Genomic DNA, 20,123 nt, shown 5'->3' with positions numbered 1-20,123 from the left:
AAATTGGGACGGGGAAGTAAATGCTTCGTACAACCTTGGCTTCCTCGCGCGCATTGCGAATGTGCGCCCTCGGACTGGTTACCTTCACGACAGCACTACTGATCTCGAGCGAGAGCGCCGAGGCGCGCCGCTCCAAGCACCGTCGCCACCATCACGTCGCGCGCGAAAGCTATAGCCCGCAATTCTCCTCCATCATCGTCGACGGCAATTCAGGCGCGGTGCTCGCCTCCAACAATCCCGACGGCATCCGGCGTCCGGCGTCGCTGACCAAGATCATGACGCTCTATCTGCTGTTCGAGCGCCTGGAATCAGGCAAGATGAAGCTCGACACCGAGATGGAAGTCTCCGAGCACGCCTCCGAGCAGGCGCCGACCAAGCTCGGCCTGCGCCCGGGCCAGACCCTGAAGGTCGAGGACGCCATCAAAGGCCTTGTGACGCGTTCCGCCAATGACGCCGCCGTCGTGGTCGCCGAAGCGATTGCCGGCGATGAAGCCGAATTCGCCAGGCTGATGACGCGCAAGGCGCGCGCGCTCGGCATGAGCAAAACCACCTATCGCAACGCCTCCGGCCTGCCCAACGACGAGCAACTGACCACCGCGCGCGATCAGGCGATCCTCGGCCGCGCGATCCAGGACCGCTTCCCGCGCTACTACCGCTACTTCGCGACCACGGTGTTCAATTATCGGGGGCAGTCGATCCGCAATCACAATCGCCTGCTCGGCAATGTCGAAGGCGTCGATGGCATCAAGACCGGCTACACCCGCGCGTCCGGCTTCAACCTCGTAAGCTCGATGCGCCGCGGCAACCGCCACCTGATCGGCGTGGTGCTGGGCGGCCGCAGCGGCGGTTCGCGCGACGCCACCATGCGCAGCCTGCTGGCCGAAAACCTCGAGAAGGGCGCGACCAAGCGTACCGTCGTTGCGATCACCGAGCGCAATCCCGCCGACGGCAGCGTCGATGTCGCCGCAGCCGAGACGGTCGCGCGTCCGGCCGAAGCGGCTCAGTCCGGTGGCGCCCTCGCCGCCGCCGAACCGGGACTCGCCGCCATGCCGGCAACCCGCTCGATCGCGCCGGCCAAGCCGTCGCTGATGGCGGCCGCCGCCGCTGCCCTGCCCCCGGCGCCCGCCAAGGTCGAACAGAACAAGTTCGAGCAGCAAGTCAGGCCCGAACCGGCACCATTGACCAACGGCGTTATCCAGACCCAGCCGATATCAGCGATCCCCGGCTCGGCTGAGCCGATGAAGCCGGTCAGGGTGAAGACGGTTCAGGTCAAGGCCGGGCCGATGAAGCTCGCTTCGGCCGGCCCCTCGCAGCCCGCGGCGCCGCCGATCACCAACACCGTTCCGGCTCGCCCTGAAATCGCCGAGACCTCCAGCGCCGTCGTCGCAAAGGTCGCGGAGACCAAGGCCGAAGCCGCCAGGGTCGCGATGCCGCCGCAGCCGGCTAATCACGGTACCGGACAAGGCGTGCTCGGCGTGTTGCCCGCTTCCAGCCTGACACAGCCCCCCTCGCAAGCCGCGCACTCGCAGGCGCTGGCCTATGCCGATCCGGCACCCCACGCCCAGCCGCCGGCCATGCAGCAGAACAGCGCCGCCAAGCCGGCCGCGCTGGCGGTGGTCCGCACCGGCTGGATCATTCAGGTTGGTGCGCTCGAAAGCGAAAGCGAGGCCAAGCAGCGGATCGATCTCGCCCGCACCAAGGCCAGCGCCCTGCTCAGCAAGGCCGATCCCTTCACCGAGCCGGTGGTCGCCAAGGACAACCGCACGCTCTACCGGGCCCGCTTCGCCGGTCTCGATCGCGATCAGGCCGAAGCAGTTTGCAAGACGCTGAAGCGCGCCGACATTTCCTGCATGACCGTTCGCAACTGATCCGGACGTTTCTTTGAATTTGGCAAAGCCGGCGCTGCAAGCGCCGGCTTTGTTGTTTTCCAAACACAGTCGCGGCGGCTCTCGCGAGATCACACCCAAGGCGGTCCGCGAAAACTTCTCGTCAAGAATTTCCGGTTAGGTTTCCCTGCAATGAACGATCGACCACGCCGGACAACGGCGGGCGATATGGGGCGTCAGTCAGAGAACGGCATGGAAGCAACTCGCGGTTTGTAGCGTCGGTGGCGTGAGCCGGAGTTAGCTAGAATGCGTGCGAAGAAGAGTATCCTTGGCCTCGTTTACGCGGGCAGCGAGGTACGTCGAGCCCCCCTGGTCGGGATGCAGTTTCTTCATCAGGGCGCGGTGAGCCCGGCTGATGTCGTCACGCCCCGCCCCCGGCTGCAGGCCAAGGATCTGATAGGCTTCCTCTTCCGTCATTTTTCCGCTCGCCGCCGTGCGACGCTGCCCCCCTGCCGCATCGCCTTGCGCGTTCTGACGCCAAGCGGGAAACCGGCGGTCAAGATAGCTTTCAAGTAGGGCGACGCTCTCGGCGTCGAAGGCCGGTATCATCGCGATCAATTGCGGCAGGTCGAACTCGCCGAGCGAACGCCCGGCATTCGGCCCGGCCACGATCCGCCCCGACAGCTCGCCGCTGTCGTGATCGAGACTCATGTCGAGAAACTGTGAGCGGACGCGCGAGGCCTGCCCCGACGAACGCTGCGCGCCACCGAAGATCCCGCCGATATTGCTGAAACCGCCCGGCCCGAATGGCGACCAGCCGAGCAGGCCGGCGCCGAAGATGCCGAGCGGAATTGCCACCGCAAGCTCGCCGCGCAGCCCGGTGAAAGCCGCGACCGCCAGCGCCACCACGCCGCCCACGATCTTGATCGCGCGCGCGAGCACGACCGGGTTGGCTGCACGAAACATCTGCAGCAGCAAGTACAGAACGACAACGGCGACGACGCCGGCAATCAGGGTTGCCATGGCTCTAATATAGCGGCACTGGCGCCGAAAAGCATGGCGCTGGGTTTGGTCACAACCAAAGTCGTAATCACTTCATCTGGCCGATCAGTGCGGCCGCGCCGCTTGCGGTCTTCGACAGCCGCAGCAGCGCTTCGCGCCCGCCGGCGGCGTAGGCTGCGGCGGCGCGCAGCAACTCGCGCAACTGCGCCGCAGCGCCGGGGTCGAACCTGCACCATGCGCCGCCGGTGAGCCGCGCAATCTCCCGGAACGCCTGCTCGGCGGTCGGGTCGTGGCCTTCCTGGAACATGAACACGGGCACCTTGAGCAGGCCGAGTTCACCGGCCTTGGCGCAGAGGTCGTCGACGGACTCCTCCATGGCATCGCCGACAAACACCATGGCGCGCACGCCGGACGCCACCGCCTCGCGGCGCGCTTCCGACAGCACCTTGCCGATCTGGGTATTACCACCCCGGCAATCGATCTGGCTCATCAGCCGTGCCAGTCGCGCGGAATCGGAGATCCAGCCCGTGGCGCGGCATTCGTTGAAGCCGCGGTAATAGACCAGCCTGATATCGAGGCTGCCGAGCGAGGCCGCCTCGCGAAACATGTCGGCCTGCAGCGCGCAGGCCATGTCCCAGGTCGGCTGCCGGCTCATGGTGGCGTCGAGCGCAAAGACCAGCCTTCCCCTGGCGTCCGGGCGGTGCGGCGACATCGCGCGCGCTTTCGCCACGAAGGCTGCGATGTCCTCCGCCGCCGACGGCTTGGTCTCCGGCAACGGGCCGCCTTTGCGCGCCTCGGCTCTTGCCGAAGCAACATCGCCTGCCGATTTGGGTTTGGTGGGTTCGCCGGCCATGAGCGCTCGCGGATAACAGCGAGCTTTATGTGGGACGTTGCCTACAGCGGGTCAATGCGGCAGCCCGTGACGCAGCCGCAAATGCACGATGGCGGTCAGTCGCCTAGTTCGTAACCGACTTGTTTTTCGGCACGGGATTGCTGGCCAGCGGAACGGACAGCGGCACCGGTCCCGGGCTGCTGGTCAGAACGTCCGGCACCTTGGTCGGCACGGGCTTCAACGCGCCACTCTTGTCGGACTCGTCGATGAACTTGTCGAGCATCGACTGGATCGAGGATTTGGCTGCGTCGGGCCCGGTGTCCCGCATATCGTTGTGCTGGAAGCCGGTGTTCACGACGGTGATGCCGGCCTGCTCGCATTGCTCGTCGTCAGGCACGACGCCGGGGTCCGCTTTGAAATGCGTGTCCGTGGAGCGGAACGACAGGATCTTGAACTTGCCGTCGGTCAGGAACGGCACGCGCAAATTGTCCAGTGTCACGACTTTCTTGATCTCGTCGGGATACTGTTTGGCGAAATACATCGAGATGTCGCCGCCCATTGAATGCCCGACCATGGTCACCTTGTCATAGTCGGCATTGGGCTGGATCTTCTTCATTTCGTGGAGAGCGAAATGGATGTTGGCGACGCCGCGCTGAATCTGCGGCAGACGGCCGACATAAGGTTCACCGATCTTGGTCACCATCGGCGGATCGGTCGGTAGATCGTGCTGCGGGCTGACCGCAAGATAGCCGCGCCAGGCGAACACGGTCGACAGGAACGAGTACTCGGTGTTCTTGACGGTGTTGCCGTGATTGAGGACCGCAACCGGCAGCTTGATCAAGCCGGCATTGGCCTGCATTTCCTTGTCGCGGCGAACGGCGATGCTGACCGCCACCAGACGATTTTCGCGGACGGGATCATGAAACGCGATTGTCTCGTGCCGGATCGCCCACTTGTTCGCGGTGAAATACGCGACAGCGACCAGCACGGAGAGTGAAAGCAGAACGAGAATTCCACGTTTCATATTTGTCTTCGTCCTCGCGCCCCGCTAGGGGCTCAACCCTGTTTGAGACTCTTTCGGTCCCTTGTTGATGATATATGTCACGATGGCGTGACATAAAGGCCAAATGTTGTGTATTGACCGCCTGATCATTGTGCGACGCACCCATCCATTGGGCAGCCGCTCAGTTCCACAAATTCGACCTCACCTTACGACGCCTCCTTTCAAGCTTCGGTTCGAGCATCTGATAAAAGTCTAATGAAAACGGCGTAGTGGCGCCCAAGTAACGGCGTAGTACCGCCCAAGTTCCCGGGAACCCGCTGCGTCACGGTGCATCACGGTGCGTTAATACCGGCAACGGGGTCCCAGAGGGATCTTAAACCGTCGTGTAGATGACGAGCTTCAAGGCCGGGTCGTCATTGGACTGGAAACTCGCATACTCCAGTTTGAGCCGGCCCTTTTTGGGATGGGTCAAGGATTTCCGTCCTGCCGCGACGCCGCTGACGTCATGGGCCTCCCACCAGCCAATAAATTCCGGACAGCCTTCGCGCAGTCGCGCCAGCAGGTCGCGAAAGGCTGGATCGCCGGCCCACAGGTCATGCGTCGCCCTGAACTGGGCAACCATGCGCTGCGCCTCATCCGTCCATGACGCACCGAACAGCCGCCTCGTCGCGGGATTGGTCAGTACCGAGAGCAGGCTGTTGCGGTCGGCTTCCGCAAGCCGGCTGAACGCAAAGATTTCGTCGGCGGCTGCATTCCAGGCGAGAATGTCCCAGCGCCGGCCGGTGACGTAGGCCGGCAGGTTGAGTTGCTCGACGGTGCGGCGGACGGCGGGCGGAACGGTCTCGCGGACAAAGGCGCGCCGGTCGGCATTTTGCGTCAGCTCTCTCAGATGCCGGTGTTCGGCCCTGGTCAGCCGCAGCGCGCGGGCCAGCGCATCGATCGTTGCTGCCGAAGGGCTGACGGATCGTCCCTGCTCGAGACGGATGTACCAGTCGACGCCGATGCCGGCGAGGTCGGCCACTTCCTCCCGCCGCAGGCCGGGCGTGCGCCGCCGCCGGCCGCCGGGCAGACCGACCGCCTTCGGCGTCAGCTTCTGCCGCCGTGAGCGCAGGAAGTCGCCGAGTTCGCTTTGCCTTGAATTCGTGGCTGGTTCTGTCATGCGCGCCGCACCCCTGAGGAGGGTTCTCCAGTCCTAGGATAATACCAGGTCTTGTTGGGGCAACGAAGCCTGCGAGAATTCGGCTTCATCGAAACGAGGGGGCCCCATGAAGGCTGCCGTTCTGAACGCGTTCGGATCGCCGCTTGCGATCGAGACCCTTCCCGACCCGCTGCTCGGCACCGGCGAGGTTATCGTCGACGTCATGGCGAGCCGCGTGCTGGCCTATGCCAACGAAGTGCTCGGCGGGCAGCGGAAGTACCTGATGGAACTACCCATGGTGCCCGGCCCCGGCGCGATCGGCCGTATCCGAGCCACCGGCCCCGACGCGACCCGCCTTCGCCCTGGCGATTGGGTCTATTGCGATCCGACCGTGCGCTCGCGCGACAACGCACTATCGCCCGACATCGCCCTGCAGGGCCTCACCGCCGGCAGCGAAGGCGGGCTGCACCTGCAACGCTATTTCCACAACGGCGCCTGGGCCGAGCAGATGCGCGTGCCGACCGAAAACGTGGTTCCGATCGGCGACATCGACGATAAGGATCCAGGCCGCTGGTGTGCGCTCGGCACCTTGCTCGTACCCTTCGGCGGCTTCCTTGCCGCACAACTGCAAGCCGGAGAGATCGCGCTAGTCAACGGCGCCACCGGCAGCTTCGGCAGTGCGGCCGTCGCCGTCGCATTGGGGATCGGCGCGCAATGCGTGGTCGCGACCGGGCGGAACGAGCAGGCGCTGGCTGAGCTAACGCGGCGGTTCGGTGGGCGCGTCCGGACGGTGCCGATGCGCGGCCACGAGGCCGATGATCGCGCCCGCATCCTGCAGGCGGCGTCCGGCCCGATCGACTGCGTGCTCGACATCCTCCCGCCGGCGGCCAACGCCGCGCAGGTGCGAACCGCCATCATGGCGGTGCGGCCTTACGGCCGGGTGGTGCTGATGGGCGGCGTCGGCATGCTCGGCGGCGCCGGCCTCGACCTGCCCTACCCCTGGATGATGCGAAACTGCATCACCCTGCGGGGGCAATGGATGTACCCACCGCATGCGGCCGTGCTGATGACCGGCCTGATCCGCGCCGGCCTGGTCGATCTCGATCATTTTGAGGTCACCGCGTTCAGTCTCGACCGCGCCAACGAGGCGGTCGCGCATGCGGCCGCACACAGTGGTCCGTTCAAAATGACGGTCGTCCTGCCGCGATAGGCTGAGCCGGCTGCCGATGGAGATCAGGCGCTGATGATGTCGCCAATGATGTCGTGGACTTCGAGCGGCTTGTCGACCTGGGTGAACCATTCGGCGCGGTTGGCGGCGCGACGGCGGCCGCGCTCGTCGAGCGGCAGCTTGAGCTGGCGCAACAGGCTGGTCACTTCCTCGCGCGCCGTGACATGGCCCATGCTGGGCCGGGTGCCGAGGGTAGCCTCGTCGATGTTGTCCAGCGCCGTCAGTCCGCGCGGGAAGAATTCGCGGTAGACCACCCGCTCGGCGAATCCATCGATGGAACGGAAGCCGAGCCGCAGCGAAAGGTCCTTCAGGCTGTCGGCGACGAGCTGCTTGTTGCGCGATCCGATCATCGACAGGCGGTTGCGCACCACGATCCAGTCGGTAGTGGCGCCGTCGAGCTGGCGGCGCTTGCGCCTGGTGTCGCGCACCATCTCCGCATAATGGCTCTCGCCGGTAACCGTGTAGGTTGCAGGATCGACGGTGCCGAGAACGTCGAAATCGAGGAAGCTGTCGTTGATCGGGGTCACCAGCGTGTCGGCCATCGAATGCGCCAGCCGCATCAGGTAGGAGTCCGAACCGGGCGTATCGATGACGATGAAGTCGAAAGCGCGCTCGACCGTGCCGACCGCCGCCGCGAACTGCTGGAACTCGGAGTTTTCATTGTCAGCGATCTGCATCGTCTCGCCGAGCTTGATGCAGTAGTGCACGGGGATTTCGAGATCGAGACTGGTGCGGCGGGCCCACGCGCTCCGGTTGGCGATGTAGCGGGTAAAACTCTGTTGGCGGCAGTCGAGGTCGATGGTAGCGACGCGCTGCCCGGCCTTCAGCAGGGCAACAGCGATATGCAGGGCGGTGGTGGATTTTCCAGAACCGCCCTTCTCGTTGCCGAGCACGACGACATGCGCCGAACCAAATTGACCCTGACTCGCCTGAAGCAACATGATTCAACCCCCGCTCGATATCTTCAAATCACAGCGCGGCTGCGGTCAAGTGAAATGCGTGACGACGCATTCAATTCGCTCGCGGTGTGTCTTAATCATGAATCCGATGGTGCGGATTTCGTTCCGTTGCAGCGATCGGCTCGCAGCCGTTTCGACCAGCGAGGCGCGCACGTCTAGCTTTCGCGTTGAGCTGCCGCAGGCTTGTTGAGCTGGCGCAGGCTTGCCATTCCCGAGTAACCTTGGCGGCAAAGCTCTGGCCTTATAAGGTCGGCGTGCCCGCCGAAAGTATCGGGGCCACCGGCCCCCTCACCCCGTCGTCACAAGCTGCAAGAGATCGAGGCCAGATGTCGCGAAGTCCCATGGTCGTCCGTACCGTTCCCGCATTGCGCCGCGCCGTCGAGGCCTTGCGCGCCCGCAAGGCCGCCGTCGCGCTGGTGCCGACCATGGGTGCGCTTCATGACGGGCACATGTCGCTGGTCCGCCTCGCCAAACGTCGCGCACAAAAAGTCGTCGTCTCGATCTTCGTAAACCCGACGCAGTTCGCGCCGACGGAGGATTTCGGCTCATACCCGCGCACCTGGAAGGCCGACCTCGCCAAGCTCACCGCCGAGAAGGTCGACCTGGTCTGGAATCCGGACGTCAAGGCGATGTACCCGGACGGCTTCGCCACAAGGATCGTGCCGGAAGGTCCGGCTACTGCCGGGCTCGAGGATCGTTTCCGGCCGCATTTCTTCGGCGGCGTCGCCACCGTGGTTGGCAAGCTGTTCACGCAGGTCCGGCCGGACGTCGCGATCTTCGGCGAGAAGGACTTTCAGCAACTGCGGGTGGTGACGCAGATGGCCGCCGATCTCGACCTCGGCGTCAAGGTGATCGGCTCGCGCACCGTGCGGGAACGCGACGGGCTGGCGATGTCCTCGCGCAACGTCTACCTCTCGGCCGAGGAACGGCAGACGGCACCGACGCTCCATCGCGCCATGAAGGAAAGCGCCAAACGGCTGAAGGCCGGCGAGGATTTCGAGGCCGCGATGGCGGCCGGCCGCGAACTGATCACCGCCGCTGGCTTTGCGCTGGACTATTTCGAGGCTCGTCACGCCGGGACGCTGGCGCCGATCGCATCGATCAAGGACGGACCGGTGCGGATCCTCGTCGCCGCGAAGCTCGGCACAACCCGCTTGATCGATAACATCGGAGTTTAGGACGTAGCCGCAGTCCGGGTCAGAGCAGCCCCAGATCGCGCAATTCGCGCCGCATCGGTTCGGGCATCGCGGCGACGCTGGCGGCGGAGGATTTGGTGAGGTCCGGGGGTGCTGCGTCCTCGGTCAAATAGCGCCAACCCTGGAACGGGCGCATCGGCCGCGGCGAGACTGCAAACACCTTGGGCTGCATCACCAGGCGGCACCGCCCGATACCGTCCTTGTCGCGGAACGGTTCGATCGCGATGATTTTTTCGCGGGCGGCAATTTCACCCTTGATGACCCAGTAGAGCGAGCCGCCGGCGAGGATCTCGCTGTCGCGCTTCGGCGTCATCCGCGTGATGTGGACGTGACGGAGCGGCAGGCCCTTTTTCTTGGCGGCTGCCATGCGTTCGGCAACCCACCCCTTGAGTTCTTTGACCGACTCGCAGCCAACGGCAAGCTTGATGAGATGAAGCGGCATGATCCCGCCGATGTAGCGGCCCAGGCGCGCTTTGAAAAGATCACTCCTTGTGAAGATCACTGCTCGTTGTCGGCAGCCCCCGAACCCGACGGCGCGAGTTGGACCGGCGCCGCGGTGGACGGCCGCTTCGGCGCCGGCGGCGGCTTCTTGGCAGCGAGTGCGGGCGACGGCGGTGTCGCGGCGGCCGGTCGCGGCGCGGCTGGCGATGCCGGCGCAGCAGTGGCCGATGGCGACGGCTTCGCCGGCGGCTCGGGCGTCATGATGCTAACCGGCGGAGTAGAGGCCGAGGTCGGGAATTCGGCATTGGTCGGCTTCCCTGTCGGCTGGGACGGCGGTAACGCCGCCATCATGCCGGCCGCAGTCTGCGGCGGCGCGTTCCACGACGCCGCGTGGCGCATGACCAGGCTTTCGTAGACACGGTCTTCCATGTTGGCCACGACTTGGCGCGTGTCGGTCAGCGAGCGGAACGCACGGCAGGCCGCTGGCGTACAGCGGTCACGCACCGTCAGCACATAGGCCATCAACCCGTAACGGTCGCGCTCGACGGCGCGGCGCAGCGCCTGCAAATCGGAACCGGCCCCCTTGTTCGCGGTGGCGACATCGCCCAGCGAGGTCAACAGCGTGATCTGCGAGGCGGCGTAGGCGACCGCCGCTGCCACCGACTCCGCCGAACCGAACAGCGCCTTCTCGCATGCGGCGAGGACGGCATCACCGGCAAGCTCGTCGATACAGGAAAGCTGCGGCAATGCCGCTGTGGCCGTCAGAACCGGCCGAGCCTCCGCCGGCTGAACGGCGTTTGCCGTGCCGAACCCGCGGAAGGTCACGGCTCCCGCTACGCCGATCGCAAGCAGCGTGATGAGCGCCAGCACGCCGTTGGCCACGGATCTCTCCGAGCGCAGCAGCGTGATCAGAACGACAAGCCCGACAAAGCCGGCCGTGGCCAGCGTCAGGTACAGTGGAAGGTTCGGCGAGCGCCAGATCTGATCCAGCGAAGCAGCCCAGGCCCAGTTCATGCGCAGTGTCCCTCAACGCAGCATCCAACGCGATCGAAAGGCGAATGCGTCTTTATCGCATTCGCTTTTCGGCAGAATGGTTCTGCGAACGGGGCCTTTTGACGGCGCTTTGAATGGAACTCCGTCAGCCGGCTGCTTGCGCACAACTGTTTCAGGAAATCGCGAGCTGGCTTTCCTTGGCGACCCGTTCGAAAGCTTCGGTCGAGCTTTTGATGCGATACTGACAGTCGTCGCCATCAGTCGGCAGCAGCCGGATCACCTCATAGGTGCCGCTGGCGGCCGGACGGGCCACGTTGCTGGCAGTAAAATAGACAGTCTCTCCAACGGAGTACTTATGCTTCAACGCCCTCTCCATTACGCAAGAACGCCGGCCGCGCTCACGGTCCCGCTAAGCTTTCGGCCGACTTGAGAACCCCGCGACAACCTAGCACAGGCCATCGCCCAAAAGCCAGCGGCATCGAGGCATGGCAAATGCGCAAATTCTGCATGTTTTTCAGGGCGATAAACGCCAATCCAGGGAGTTCCCGGTTATCCGCCTACCCGGCATCGAAACCGTCTTTCCCAAAATCGGACAGCCCGGCAGCAGATTGATCGAGGGCCGCAAGCCGTGGGCGGAGTTGCAGACCCCGCCGGCCCGGCCCGTCGTCAGACCGTCTCGAACCGATCGATGACAAGCGTTTCGGCAAGGCCGGCGCGGGTCCATTCCTGGAATGCCGGCAACGACATCATCGCATCGAAATAGTGCCTCGCCTCGCCCTCCACTTCGATCGCATAGGTGCGAAAGCGATGCACCACCGGCGCAAACATCGCGTCTGCCCCGCCGAACGCGCCGAACAGGAACGGTCCGTCCTTGCCGTAACGGCGATGACAATCGGACCAGATATCCTGAATGCGTGTCACATTGGCGCGTGCTTCGTCCGACAGTTCGACGGCACCGATCGGGCGGTGCAGGTTCATGCCGCATTCGTTGCGCAGCGGCATGAAGCCCGAATGCATTTCCGCCGAAATCGAACGCGCATGCGCCCGGCGGGCGCGGTCTTCCGGCCACAGCTTCGCCTGCGGGTATTTTTCGGCGAGATACTCGATGATTGCGAGCGAATCCCACACCGTGACGTCGCCATCGATCAGCGTCGGCACCTTGCCCGAATCCGAAAAGCTCAGGATCCGGTCTTTGTCCGCCTTGTCGTTGGTGTAGAGCGGGATGAACACCTCCTCAAAGGGGATGTCATTGGCGCGCAGCGCCAGCCATGGCCGCATCGACCATGACGAATAGTTCTTGTTGCCGATGACCAGTTTCAACATTTGCGGGGAAATCCTGTTGGGACCGGCATCTTGCCATAGTGCGCCGCACACGTCCAACCTGTACATCACGGTCGCACAAGCCATCATCGGGGATGCCGCCACATGGGCACCTATTGGGTCGATACCGCCGCCGTCGCCTTCTTCGTCGTCGAGTGGCTGGCCTATGGGTTCACGCTCGAACACACGGCTTACGGCCGCGACAGCCTGTCGGCGCGCATGAATGCCTACCGCGAGGTCTGGGTCCGGAACATGCTCGATCGCGAGGCACGCATGGTCGACATGCAGATCATGGCCTCGCTGCAAAACGGCACCGCCTTCTTCGCCTCCACCAGCCTGATCGCGATCGGCGGCGCGCTGGCGCTGCTGCGCGCGACCCACGACGCCTTGGCCGTGCTTCGCGAGCTGCCGGTCGATCTCACCCCCTCGCCGGCGCTGTGGGAGATCAAATGCGTCGGGCTGATCCTCATCTTCATCTACGCCTTCTTCAAATTCGCCTGGTCGTATCGCCTGTTCAACTATGTTGCGATCCTGCTCGGCGCGATGCCGCCCTCGTCCCAGCGCGACACGGCGGAGGCAGAAGCCCATGTCATGCGCACAACGCGCCTGTTCGAGGCGGCGGGACGGCATTTCAACCGCGGCCAGCGCGCGTTCTTCTTTGCGCTCGGCTATCTCGGCTGGTTCGTCAGCCCCTGGCTGTTGCTGATTACGACCGCACTCGTCGTGATCGTGACCTGGCGGCGGCAGTTCGCCTCGAACGCCTGGCGCGCGATGGGGAACTGACGGGCCGGTGGCTTCATTTGATGCCTCAATCCACCTGTGCTATTTCTCCGGCCACCATGATGATGATCCGCATCTTCAATATCGCTTCGGCCTTTTTCCTCAGCCGCTAACGGCTTGCCCGCGCCAGCGGGCGGAAAAGAGCGCGTCCGTGCCGTTTTCAGCGCCAGCGCGATTCAAGGACCGAATGAGCCGACCCATTCTCGCTGCGCGCGATGATGCCGGCTGGCCAAGCGATATGAGGATTTCATGCCTTCTAGTACAATTCGAAACGTGCGCGCGCTCAGCGACGCACAACTGAATCAGTTTCTTCAAAACGGCTTTGTCCGACTGGACAACGCTTTCCCCGAGCAGCTTGCCGAGGAAGGCCGCGCCATTCTCTGGCGCGACACCGGATGCGATCCCTTCGACAAGAAGACCTGGACGCGGCCGGTGATCCGGCTCGGCTATTACGGACAGGAGCCGTTTCGGAAGGCGGTGAACACGCCGGTGCTCCACGCAGCCTTCGATCAGCTCGTCGGAAGCGGCCGCTGGTGGCCGCGCGCGGACCTCGGCAGTTTTCCGGTGCGCTTCCCGCATGCCGAGGATCCCGGCGATACCGGCTGGCACGTCGACCTCAGCTTCCCCGGCCCGTCGGACGATCCAAACGAGCGGAACGATTTCGCCTCGTGGCGAGTCAACGTGACGTCGCGTGGCCGCGCGCTGCTGATGCTCTTCTTGTTTTCCGATATTGGCGAACTGGATGCGCCGACCCGTATCCGGATGGGCTCGCACCTCGATATGGCGCGACTGCTCGAACCTGCGGGCGAAGCCGGCATGTCGCACCTGACGCTCGCCGACGTGGCGGCCGATCGCCCGGAAGCGCTGGCCGTCGGAAAGGCCGGCACGGTCTATCTGTGTCATCCCTTCCTGATCCACGCCGCGCAGCCGCACCGCGGTTCGAGGCCACGCTTCATGGCGCAGCCGCCCCTGCATCCGGCCGAACCCATCCGGCTTGAACGGGAGGACGGCGGATATTCGCCGGTTGAAATGGCGATCCGGCGCGCGCTGCAGGAACATCCGGACTGAGAAGCGAACCGATGCCGCCCGGGTTGGGACTCCCGAACCGGGCGGCATTCGCGAAAGTTGCTAGAACATGATGATTTTTGGTTAGATCGATTTGGCCGCATACGCGCTTCACCTCTCCCGCCTGCGGGGGAGGTCGGCGCGCAGCGCCGGGTGGGGGCTCTCTCCACTCGGGCAGTATCGCCCGCGGAGACACCCCCACCCCGGCCCTCCCCCGCAAGCGGGAGAGGGAGCGCACCTTCTTTGTGGTCGCAATCAAGCCTAATTTCATCGTGCTCTAGCCGCTCGTAAAATCCTGCGGCGTAAAGCCGAGGTCGAGCACCTTCCATTCGCCGTAGCGCTCCACCGGCAGCATGGCATAGGGCTGGCAGGCCGAAAGCGCGCGGATGGCGCCCTGCATCAGCAATGGTCCCTTCATGGAGGCGCTGGCCTCGATCAGGATCGGTTCCGCAGCGAGCCTGCCGTCCGGCGTCATCAGGACACGCAGCTTGACCCTGACGTCGTCGGTGCCCGACAGCGAGGCCGGCAGTTTCGAGCACGTTTTGAGGTGCCGCCGGAATTCCGCGATAAGCGTGCTCGAGATGTCGGCGACTTCGGTCGCCGGCCCGTCGAAATTGTCGTCGTCCTTGTTGCGGGCTTGCGTCGGTGCCTGCGGCTGCGGCGAAAGGTCGGGCGGTAAGCCTAGCAGCACCTGATACTTGATCGAGATATCCGGCTCGGCCGGCTTGTAGGCCGGCGCCGCGGGTTGCGATGGCGACGGTGGTGCGGACTGCGGCGTGGCGAGCGCAGCCTGCCTCTGCGAGGGCGGCTGTAGCTGCCCTGACGGCGGAGGCGGACTGGCGGCGGCAGGCGTTTCCAACTTTGGCGCCGGTTCTGCCCTGGTCTCAGCGGCTTGTTGTTCGGCCGGCTTTGGCTGTTCGGGAATTTCCTGCGGCGTAACGATCTCGACCTGGACCTGCTCGGCGGTCACCGAGCCGAACGGATGCACCTCCGAAAACAGCAGCAACAACGTCAGCAGTGACACATGTGCGACTGCCGACGCCGTGATCTCAGTAGGTATGATCCGCCGCGGCTCCATCGTACCGAAATGAGGTTCGTCTCTTACGGTCGCCAGGATAGCGTTCGGCGGTGCGGCTCCTCAATCCCATTTCGGCGCGAAGCTGAAATCCGTGAGCCGGCCGCCGGCGTTGCCCATGGCGGAAATCTCCTGCATGTCCTCGTCCGACAGCTCGAAATCGAAGATCTCGATGTTCTCCGAGAGCCGTTCGAGTTTCGAGGTGCGTGGAATCGCCGCCACGCCCTGCTGCACCAGCCAGCGCAGGCAGATTTGCGCCGCCGTCTTGCGATAGCGGTCTCCAATCCGCTGCATCGCGCGATCGCTTTTGATGCGCCCCTTGGCGACCGGGCTATAGGCCACCAGCGCCATGCCGTGACGTGCGCAAGCCTCCCTCGCCTTGGTCTGGTCGAGATAGGGATGGTACTCGACCTGGTCGCAGGCCAGCGGTTCCGGGCTTGCCGCCACCGCCTCCTCGATCAAGGCCACGGTGAAATTGGATATGCCGATGTGGCGGGCGAGGCCCTGCTGCCTGACCCGTGCCAGCGCGCCCAGCGTCTCCACCAGCGGCACCTGCGGGTTCGGCCAGTGCAACAGCAACAGATCGACCTCGGTCAGGCGCAGCCGCACCAGGCTTTCCTTGGCGGAGCGTTCCAGATCGTGGGGCGCGAAATGCGAGGGCCAGACCTTGGTGGTGAGAAATACCTGATCGCGCTTCACGCCCGCAGCCCGCAGCCCCTCGCCGACCTCGCGTTCATTGTCGTACATCTGTGCGGTGTCGATGTGGCGATAGCCGAGCCGCAATGCCTGCTCGACGATCCGCGCGCAGGTGCGTCCGCGTAATTCCCAGGTACCCAGCCCGATCGCCGGGATTTTTGCGCCATTGGCTTCGACAAACAGCATTGGGTTGTATCCGCGGACCGTTCCCATTATGGGCTGCGGAAACAGCCGTGCCAACAGATAGCGCTTCGAGCGGAGCGAATTCCGGTGCGCGTGAGAAACGCGCCAAATAAGCGCTAGGCGGGCTCCGGTTCCGTGGCCAGCGCGGCGAAAACGGTTTCCGGTGAATGGGCGATCACCGCGAGCAGCGCCCGCGCCGGTCCGCGCGGCACGCGCTTGCCCTGCTCCCAGTTCCGGATGGTTTCGACGGGCACGCCGAGCCGTGCCGCGAATTCGATCTGGGTCAGGCAGGCGCGACGACGAAGGTCGCGCACGGCGGGCAGCGCGGCGGTTTCGCCCGGCGTCGCGTCACGCATGACGGTTGCGGTTGAAGGCTGCTCCGGCGCGAGGGCGGGCATCGTCGGCACGAGCGGGAACTCCTGCCCGTCACGCAGTTCGACGATCCGTCCGTCCGCTTTCAGCCGCAACCGCTGCATGTTGACCTCGTGGGCCAACATCATCGGCGAAGCGCCTTAAGGTCCGATTAACGATAAATGAGACCTCGTTTTGCTACCTCAGTCCGAACCACAGCGTGGCGATGCCGAGAAACGAGAAGAAGCCGACCACGTCGGTGATCGTCGTGACGAAAGTTCCCGACGCCACTGCCGGATCGGCGCGCACCCGATCCAGCACCATCGGGATCAGGATGCCACCGAGCGCGCCGGCCACCAGGTTGCAGATGATGGCGAGGCCGATCACGACGCCCAGGCCGGGGATCTTGAACCATGCCACCGCAGCGACGCCCGTGATGACGGCAAAAGCGAGACCATTGACGAGCCCGACCATCGCCTCGCGCATGACGACACGGAAGGCGTTGTAGGAACCGAGTTCGCGGGTCGCCAGCGCCCGCACCGCCACGGTCATAGTCTGGGTCGCGGCATTGCCGCCCTGGCTCGCCACGATCGGCGCGAGCACGGCGAGCGCCACCATCTTCTCGAGTTGGCCCTCGAACAGGCCGAGCACGGAGGACGCCAGAAACGCGGTCGCCAGATTGACCAGGAGCCAATTGAATCGGCCGCGCGCGATGGTCCAGACATTGTCGGACAATTCTTCGTCGCTGGTGACGCCGCCGAGCGCCTTCAGGTCTTCATCAGCCTCTTCCTCGATGACGTCGACGACGTCGTCGATGGTGATGACGCCGACCAGCCGGTTGGTGGTGTCGACGACGGGGGCCGCAACCAGATTGTACTTGCCGAACATCCGCGCGACCTCTTCCTGGTCGTCGAGCACGGAGACGCGGCGGCGGTCTTCCTCAATCAGATCGACAAGCGGCACCGGGCGGCGTGCCCGCAACAGCGTGTCGAGCGAAACCGCGCCCTGCCAGTGCTGTTCGGAATCGACCGCGTAGATCTCGTAGAAGCGGTCAGGCAGATCAGGCGTGTCGCGCATGTAGTCGATCGCCTGCCCGACCGTCCAATCCGGCGGCACCGAGATAAACGCGGTCTGCATCCGGCGGCCGGCGGAATTTTCCGGATAGAGCAGCACGCGCTCGATCGCGACGCGTTCGGGCGGCGGCAGCCTTTCGAGGATCTCTTCCTGGTCCTCCTCATCGAGGCCCTGGAGCAACTGGACGGCGTCGTCGGACTCCAGTTCGCGAACGCCCTCGGCAACCGTTTCCGGCTCGAGCTCCTCGAGGATCTCCTCGCGGACGGCGTCGTCAACCTCGTTGAGCGCCGAGAAGTCGAAATCGGTGCCCGTGATCTCGACGAGGGTGACGCGGTCCTCGGGCTCGAGGGCCGCGATCAAATCGCCGAGATCGGCCTCGTGTAGTTCCGCCACCACCTCGCACAACAACGGCCGGTCGGCAGCATGGATCGCGCGCGTAATCTCCTCGACAAACTCGCGTCGGAGCTGCCCCTCCTCGTCCCGCATCAGGAGATGGTCGAGCACGGAGCGTTGCGCTGACCGCGCTTCGGCTTGGGCAACGTCGATTTTCTCGGCCATGCCGCGCCTCGCCGGTTTGACAGATGAAAGGGAACTTGCCTGAGTTACGCTGCACGCTTACCCAATCGGCGACACCGAGCGCAATGCCAAATATGTCCAACCGCAAATGACCCGACATTTCAGCGCGGCACCGTTCATGGCGGCCGCGGCATTGATGACCTTCGTTGCGGCGGCGACGGCTGCCGAATGTCCCCGCAAGGACGCGCTCGGCACCTCACGCGTTCTCGCAGTGGACGCAGCTACCTACCCGCGCGTGGGCCTCAAGAGCTTTCCACAGACGCTTCCGCTGGAAGACCACGAGGTGGTGCTGACCTTCGATGACGGACCGTGGCGGCCGCGGACCAGAAGATACTGGCGGCACTGGCGCAGGAATGCGTACGCGCCACCTTCTTCCTGCTCGGAAGGCGCGCCGCCGAACATCCCGAACTGGTGCGAAGAATGGCCGCCCAGGGCCATACTGTCGCGCACCACACCTTGACCCACCACAATCTCAAATACATGAAGCCGGAGGCTGCCATCGGCGAGATCGACAAGGGCATCGCGGCGGTCGAAACGGCGCTGCACGGCACGGCCACCACGACCCCAACCACGTCGTTCTTTCGCTTCCCCTATTTTGAAATGATGCCCGCCACGCTGGAGACCTTGCAAAAGCGCGGCATCGCCGTGTTCGGCGCCGATCTATGGGCCAGCGATTGGAATCATATGACGCCGGCGCAACAGTTGAAACTGCTCACCGACCGGCTGCAAATTGCCCGCAAGGGCATCATCCTGCTGCACGATCCGAAGGCGCAGACCGCTTCGATGCTGCCGGCCTTTCTGCGTTACCTCCGCGACAATCACTACCGCGCGGTCCACGTCGTCCCGGCGGATGCCAAAACCGTGTCCGGCAAGGCACATTAAGGCCAAAATCGGCATGAAGTTCAGTCGATTAAAGCACGATTCATCGCGTCTCGTGTAAGCATGGCCCGCCTGAAGAAAGATTGAACCTTGGTGCTGGTCGTCAGGGCCAAGGGTTGGAATGAAGCCGGTGTTCAATGATTGTTAGCGTATTCGAAGGCCCGCGAGCGCGGCCATGGGCCGCCTTGTGCATGGGAGCGCTGGCCTGCCTCACCGTACAAACAGCCTCCGCCGCCGAGTGCCCAGGTCATCCTGACGCCATCGGCACGTCACGCACCATCGTGGTCGATCCGCGCGCCTATCCAATCATCGGCACCATGCAATACCGCAAGACGCTGCCACTCGAAGATCGTGAGGTGGTGCTGACTTTCGACGACGGACCGCTGCCGAAATACAGCGACCAGATTCTCGATATTCTCGCCGCCCACTGCGCGAAGGCGACCTTCTTCCTGGTCGGGAGCCAGGCCAACGCCAGTCCGGAAGGCGTGCGCAAGGTGCGCGATGCCGGCCACACGGTTGCCACCCACACCCAGAATCATCCGGCCGGCATGGATCGCCTGCCGTTCGACCGCTCCAAACAGGAGATCGAACAAGGCATCGCATCAGTGACCGCGGCGCTCGGCGACGGCACCGCACCCGCGCCGTTCCTGCGCATTCCCGGCCTGCGCCGCACCGACGAGATCGAGGAATTCGCCGCTTCCAAGGGACTTCAGCTCTGGAGCGCCGATTTCCCGGCGGATGACTGGCGCGACGTCTCCGCCAATCGCGTCTATGAGCTCGCGATGCAGCGACTTGAGCGAAAGGGCAAGGGCATCCTGCTGCTGCACGACATTCAGCCGCGCACCGTGACGGCGCTACCGAAGATTCTGAGCGAACTGAAGGCGCGCGGCTATCGCATCGTCCATGTGGTGCCGGCGACGCCGGAGCGGCCGGCGACGCCGACCGAGCCGCAGCAATGGCAGTTGCATCCGCCGTCGGAAATGGTGGCGAGTTCGCGCTGGCCGAAGGTCTCGAAATTCGCGGCGGCCGGCCCCGCCGCGCTGCCCGTCCCGGCCCTGTCCAATCTCGACTGGCACACGGCCGATCTTGGTGCGCACGCCCGGCGACGCGGGCGCGGTGTATCCCTGTCACCGGCAACGCCGTGGCCGCGCCAGACGAGTTTGCCGCCGGTCGGCACGCTGGCCGCGCTGCCGATTCCGGCGGAGAGTATTTTCAATATCCCGGAATCGACGCGCGTAGCCATGCTGGCCTTGTCCGCGCGGCGGACGACGTCGATTGCGCAAGTTCGGTCAACGGAGGTCTCCTCGGCAAGGCTCGCCGGGAAATCCCGTCGCCACGACCACGCAGCGACCACTCAGCCGCCGGAAACCGCCGGACAGACCGCGCAGGCGCCGGAGGGCGCCAGCGGGACCGCACCGAAGCCGGCGGCACAAGCCAAGCGGAATGCGCGGTCGGTTCGCGTTGCGGGCTTGAAAAAGCGCTGATCGGCCGCGGTCCGGCCAGATC

At 64.6% G+C, this 20,123-nt stretch carries 19 protein-coding genes and 1 pseudogene; 7 read left to right on the top strand and 13 right to left on the bottom strand.

What is annotated here, in order from left to right; translation table 11 throughout:
- The first annotated feature begins 20 nt into the window (after positions 1 to 20).
- Complete coding sequence (locus YUO_RS0100765; protein ID WP_028345579.1) at positions 21 to 1,868, top strand: serine hydrolase; 1,848 nt, start codon at positions 21 to 23, stop codon at positions 1,866 to 1,868.
- A gap of 255 nt (positions 1,869 to 2,123) precedes the next feature.
- Here the strand turns inward: YUO_RS0100765 and YUO_RS0100760 are convergent, their stop codons facing one another.
- The 4 genes from YUO_RS0100760 to YUO_RS0100745 form a co-directional block, all read right to left on the bottom strand.
- Positions 2,124 to 2,849 (bottom strand): DnaJ domain-containing protein, encoded by a 726-nt coding sequence (locus tag YUO_RS0100760; protein WP_028345578.1) that lies wholly within the window; start codon positions 2,847 to 2,849, stop codon positions 2,124 to 2,126.
- Positions 2,850 to 2,916: 67 nt separating this feature from the next.
- The gene (locus YUO_RS0100755; protein ID WP_028345577.1) at positions 2,917 to 3,681 is read right to left on the bottom strand and encodes a vWA domain-containing protein; all 765 of its coding nucleotides are present in this window, start codon (positions 3,679 to 3,681) and stop codon (positions 2,917 to 2,919) included.
- A 103-nt stretch (positions 3,682 to 3,784) separates the two neighbouring features.
- Positions 3,785 to 4,684 (bottom strand): alpha/beta fold hydrolase, encoded by a 900-nt coding sequence (locus YUO_RS0100750; protein ID WP_028345576.1) that lies wholly within the window; start codon positions 4,682 to 4,684, stop codon positions 3,785 to 3,787.
- A 352-nt stretch (positions 4,685 to 5,036) separates the two neighbouring features.
- Positions 5,037 to 5,822, bottom strand: a complete 786-nt coding sequence (locus YUO_RS0100745; RefSeq protein WP_028345575.1) for a helix-turn-helix transcriptional regulator — start codon at positions 5,820 to 5,822, stop codon at positions 5,037 to 5,039.
- 106 nt (positions 5,823 to 5,928) lie between these two features.
- On the opposite strand from YUO_RS0100745, the gene YUO_RS0100740 reads away from it, so the two are divergent.
- Positions 5,929 to 7,011, top strand: coding sequence for an alcohol dehydrogenase catalytic domain-containing protein (locus YUO_RS0100740; RefSeq protein ID WP_028345574.1), 1,083 nt, complete (start codon positions 5,929 to 5,931; stop codon positions 7,009 to 7,011).
- A 23-nt stretch (positions 7,012 to 7,034) separates the two neighbouring features.
- Here the strand turns inward: YUO_RS0100740 and YUO_RS0100735 are convergent, their stop codons facing one another.
- A complete protein-coding gene (locus YUO_RS0100735) occupies positions 7,035 to 7,970 on the bottom strand; it encodes a division plane positioning ATPase MipZ (protein WP_028345573.1) in 936 nt (311 codons plus the stop codon).
- Between the two features lie 344 nt (positions 7,971 to 8,314).
- Here YUO_RS0100735 and panC point away from each other — a divergent pair, with 344 nt between their 5' ends.
- Positions 8,315 to 9,166, top strand: a complete 852-nt coding sequence (gene panC, locus YUO_RS0100725; RefSeq protein ID WP_028345572.1) for a pantoate--beta-alanine ligase — start codon at positions 8,315 to 8,317, stop codon at positions 9,164 to 9,166.
- Positions 9,167 to 9,185: 19 nt separating this feature from the next.
- Here the strand turns inward: panC and YUO_RS0100720 are convergent, their stop codons facing one another.
- The 4 genes from YUO_RS0100720 to YUO_RS0100705 all read right to left on the bottom strand — a co-directional run bounded on the left by YUO_RS0100720 (position 9,186) and on the right by YUO_RS0100705 (position 11,941).
- The gene (locus YUO_RS0100720; RefSeq protein ID WP_028345571.1) at positions 9,186 to 9,626 is read right to left on the bottom strand and encodes a DUF1489 family protein; all 441 of its coding nucleotides are present in this window, start codon (positions 9,624 to 9,626) and stop codon (positions 9,186 to 9,188) included.
- Positions 9,627 to 9,682: 56 nt separating this feature from the next.
- Complete coding sequence (locus YUO_RS0100715; protein WP_028345570.1) at positions 9,683 to 10,639, bottom strand: hypothetical protein; 957 nt, start codon at positions 10,637 to 10,639, stop codon at positions 9,683 to 9,685.
- Positions 10,640 to 10,790: 151 nt separating this feature from the next.
- Positions 10,791 to 10,994 carry a hypothetical protein gene (locus YUO_RS0100710; protein ID WP_108517906.1) on the bottom strand — a complete coding sequence of 68 codons (204 nt, stop codon included), beginning with the start codon at positions 10,992 to 10,994 and terminating at the stop codon, positions 10,791 to 10,793.
- 290 nt (positions 10,995 to 11,284) lie between these two features.
- On the bottom strand, positions 11,285 to 11,941 hold the full coding sequence (locus tag YUO_RS0100705) for a glutathione S-transferase family protein (protein ID WP_028345568.1): 657 nt from the start codon (positions 11,939 to 11,941) through the stop codon (positions 11,285 to 11,287).
- 102 nt (positions 11,942 to 12,043) lie between these two features.
- Between YUO_RS0100705 and YUO_RS0100700 the strand changes: the two genes are divergently transcribed.
- Complete coding sequence (locus YUO_RS0100700; protein ID WP_028345567.1) at positions 12,044 to 12,721, top strand: DUF599 domain-containing protein; 678 nt, start codon at positions 12,044 to 12,046, stop codon at positions 12,719 to 12,721.
- Between the two features lie 246 nt (positions 12,722 to 12,967).
- The gene (locus YUO_RS0100695; RefSeq protein ID WP_028345566.1) at positions 12,968 to 13,786 is read left to right on the top strand and encodes a phytanoyl-CoA dioxygenase family protein; all 819 of its coding nucleotides are present in this window, start codon (positions 12,968 to 12,970) and stop codon (positions 13,784 to 13,786) included.
- A 274-nt stretch (positions 13,787 to 14,060) separates the two neighbouring features.
- On the opposite strand, the gene YUO_RS0100690 is transcribed toward YUO_RS0100695, so the two are convergent.
- From YUO_RS0100690 to mgtE, 4 genes are all read right to left on the bottom strand, one after another.
- Positions 14,061 to 14,807, bottom strand: coding sequence for a hypothetical protein (locus tag YUO_RS0100690; RefSeq protein WP_235782599.1), 747 nt, complete (start codon positions 14,805 to 14,807; stop codon positions 14,061 to 14,063).
- 114 nt (positions 14,808 to 14,921) lie between these two features.
- Positions 14,922 to 15,740 (bottom strand): aldo/keto reductase, encoded by an 819-nt coding sequence (locus YUO_RS0100685; protein WP_028345564.1) that lies wholly within the window; start codon positions 15,738 to 15,740, stop codon positions 14,922 to 14,924.
- A 113-nt stretch (positions 15,741 to 15,853) separates the two neighbouring features.
- On the bottom strand, positions 15,854 to 16,213 hold the full coding sequence (locus tag YUO_RS0100680; protein ID WP_028345563.1) for a helix-turn-helix domain-containing protein: 360 nt from the start codon (positions 16,211 to 16,213) through the stop codon (positions 15,854 to 15,856).
- Positions 16,214 to 16,286: 73 nt separating this feature from the next.
- Positions 16,287 to 17,720, bottom strand: coding sequence for a magnesium transporter (gene mgtE, locus YUO_RS0100675; RefSeq protein ID WP_028345562.1), 1,434 nt, complete (start codon positions 17,718 to 17,720; stop codon positions 16,287 to 16,289).
- Between the two features lie 136 nt (positions 17,721 to 17,856).
- Here mgtE and YUO_RS39440 point away from each other — a divergent pair.
- Together YUO_RS39440 and YUO_RS39435 are read left to right on the top strand one after the other, a co-directional pair.
- A pseudogene (locus YUO_RS39440) lies at positions 17,857 to 18,620 on the top strand (polysaccharide deacetylase family protein).
- A gap of 188 nt (positions 18,621 to 18,808) precedes the next feature.
- The gene (locus YUO_RS39435) at positions 18,809 to 20,101 is read left to right on the top strand and encodes a polysaccharide deacetylase family protein (protein WP_235782598.1); all 1,293 of its coding nucleotides are present in this window, start codon (positions 18,809 to 18,811) and stop codon (positions 20,099 to 20,101) included.
- Positions 20,102 to 20,123 lie beyond the last annotated feature (22 nt).

The organism is Bradyrhizobium murdochi (assembly GCF_000472965.1).
In the GTDB taxonomy this organism is placed as follows: domain Bacteria; phylum Pseudomonadota; class Alphaproteobacteria; order Rhizobiales; family Xanthobacteraceae; genus Bradyrhizobium; species Bradyrhizobium murdochi.
This window is presented reverse-complemented; position numbering and strand designations above follow the sequence as displayed.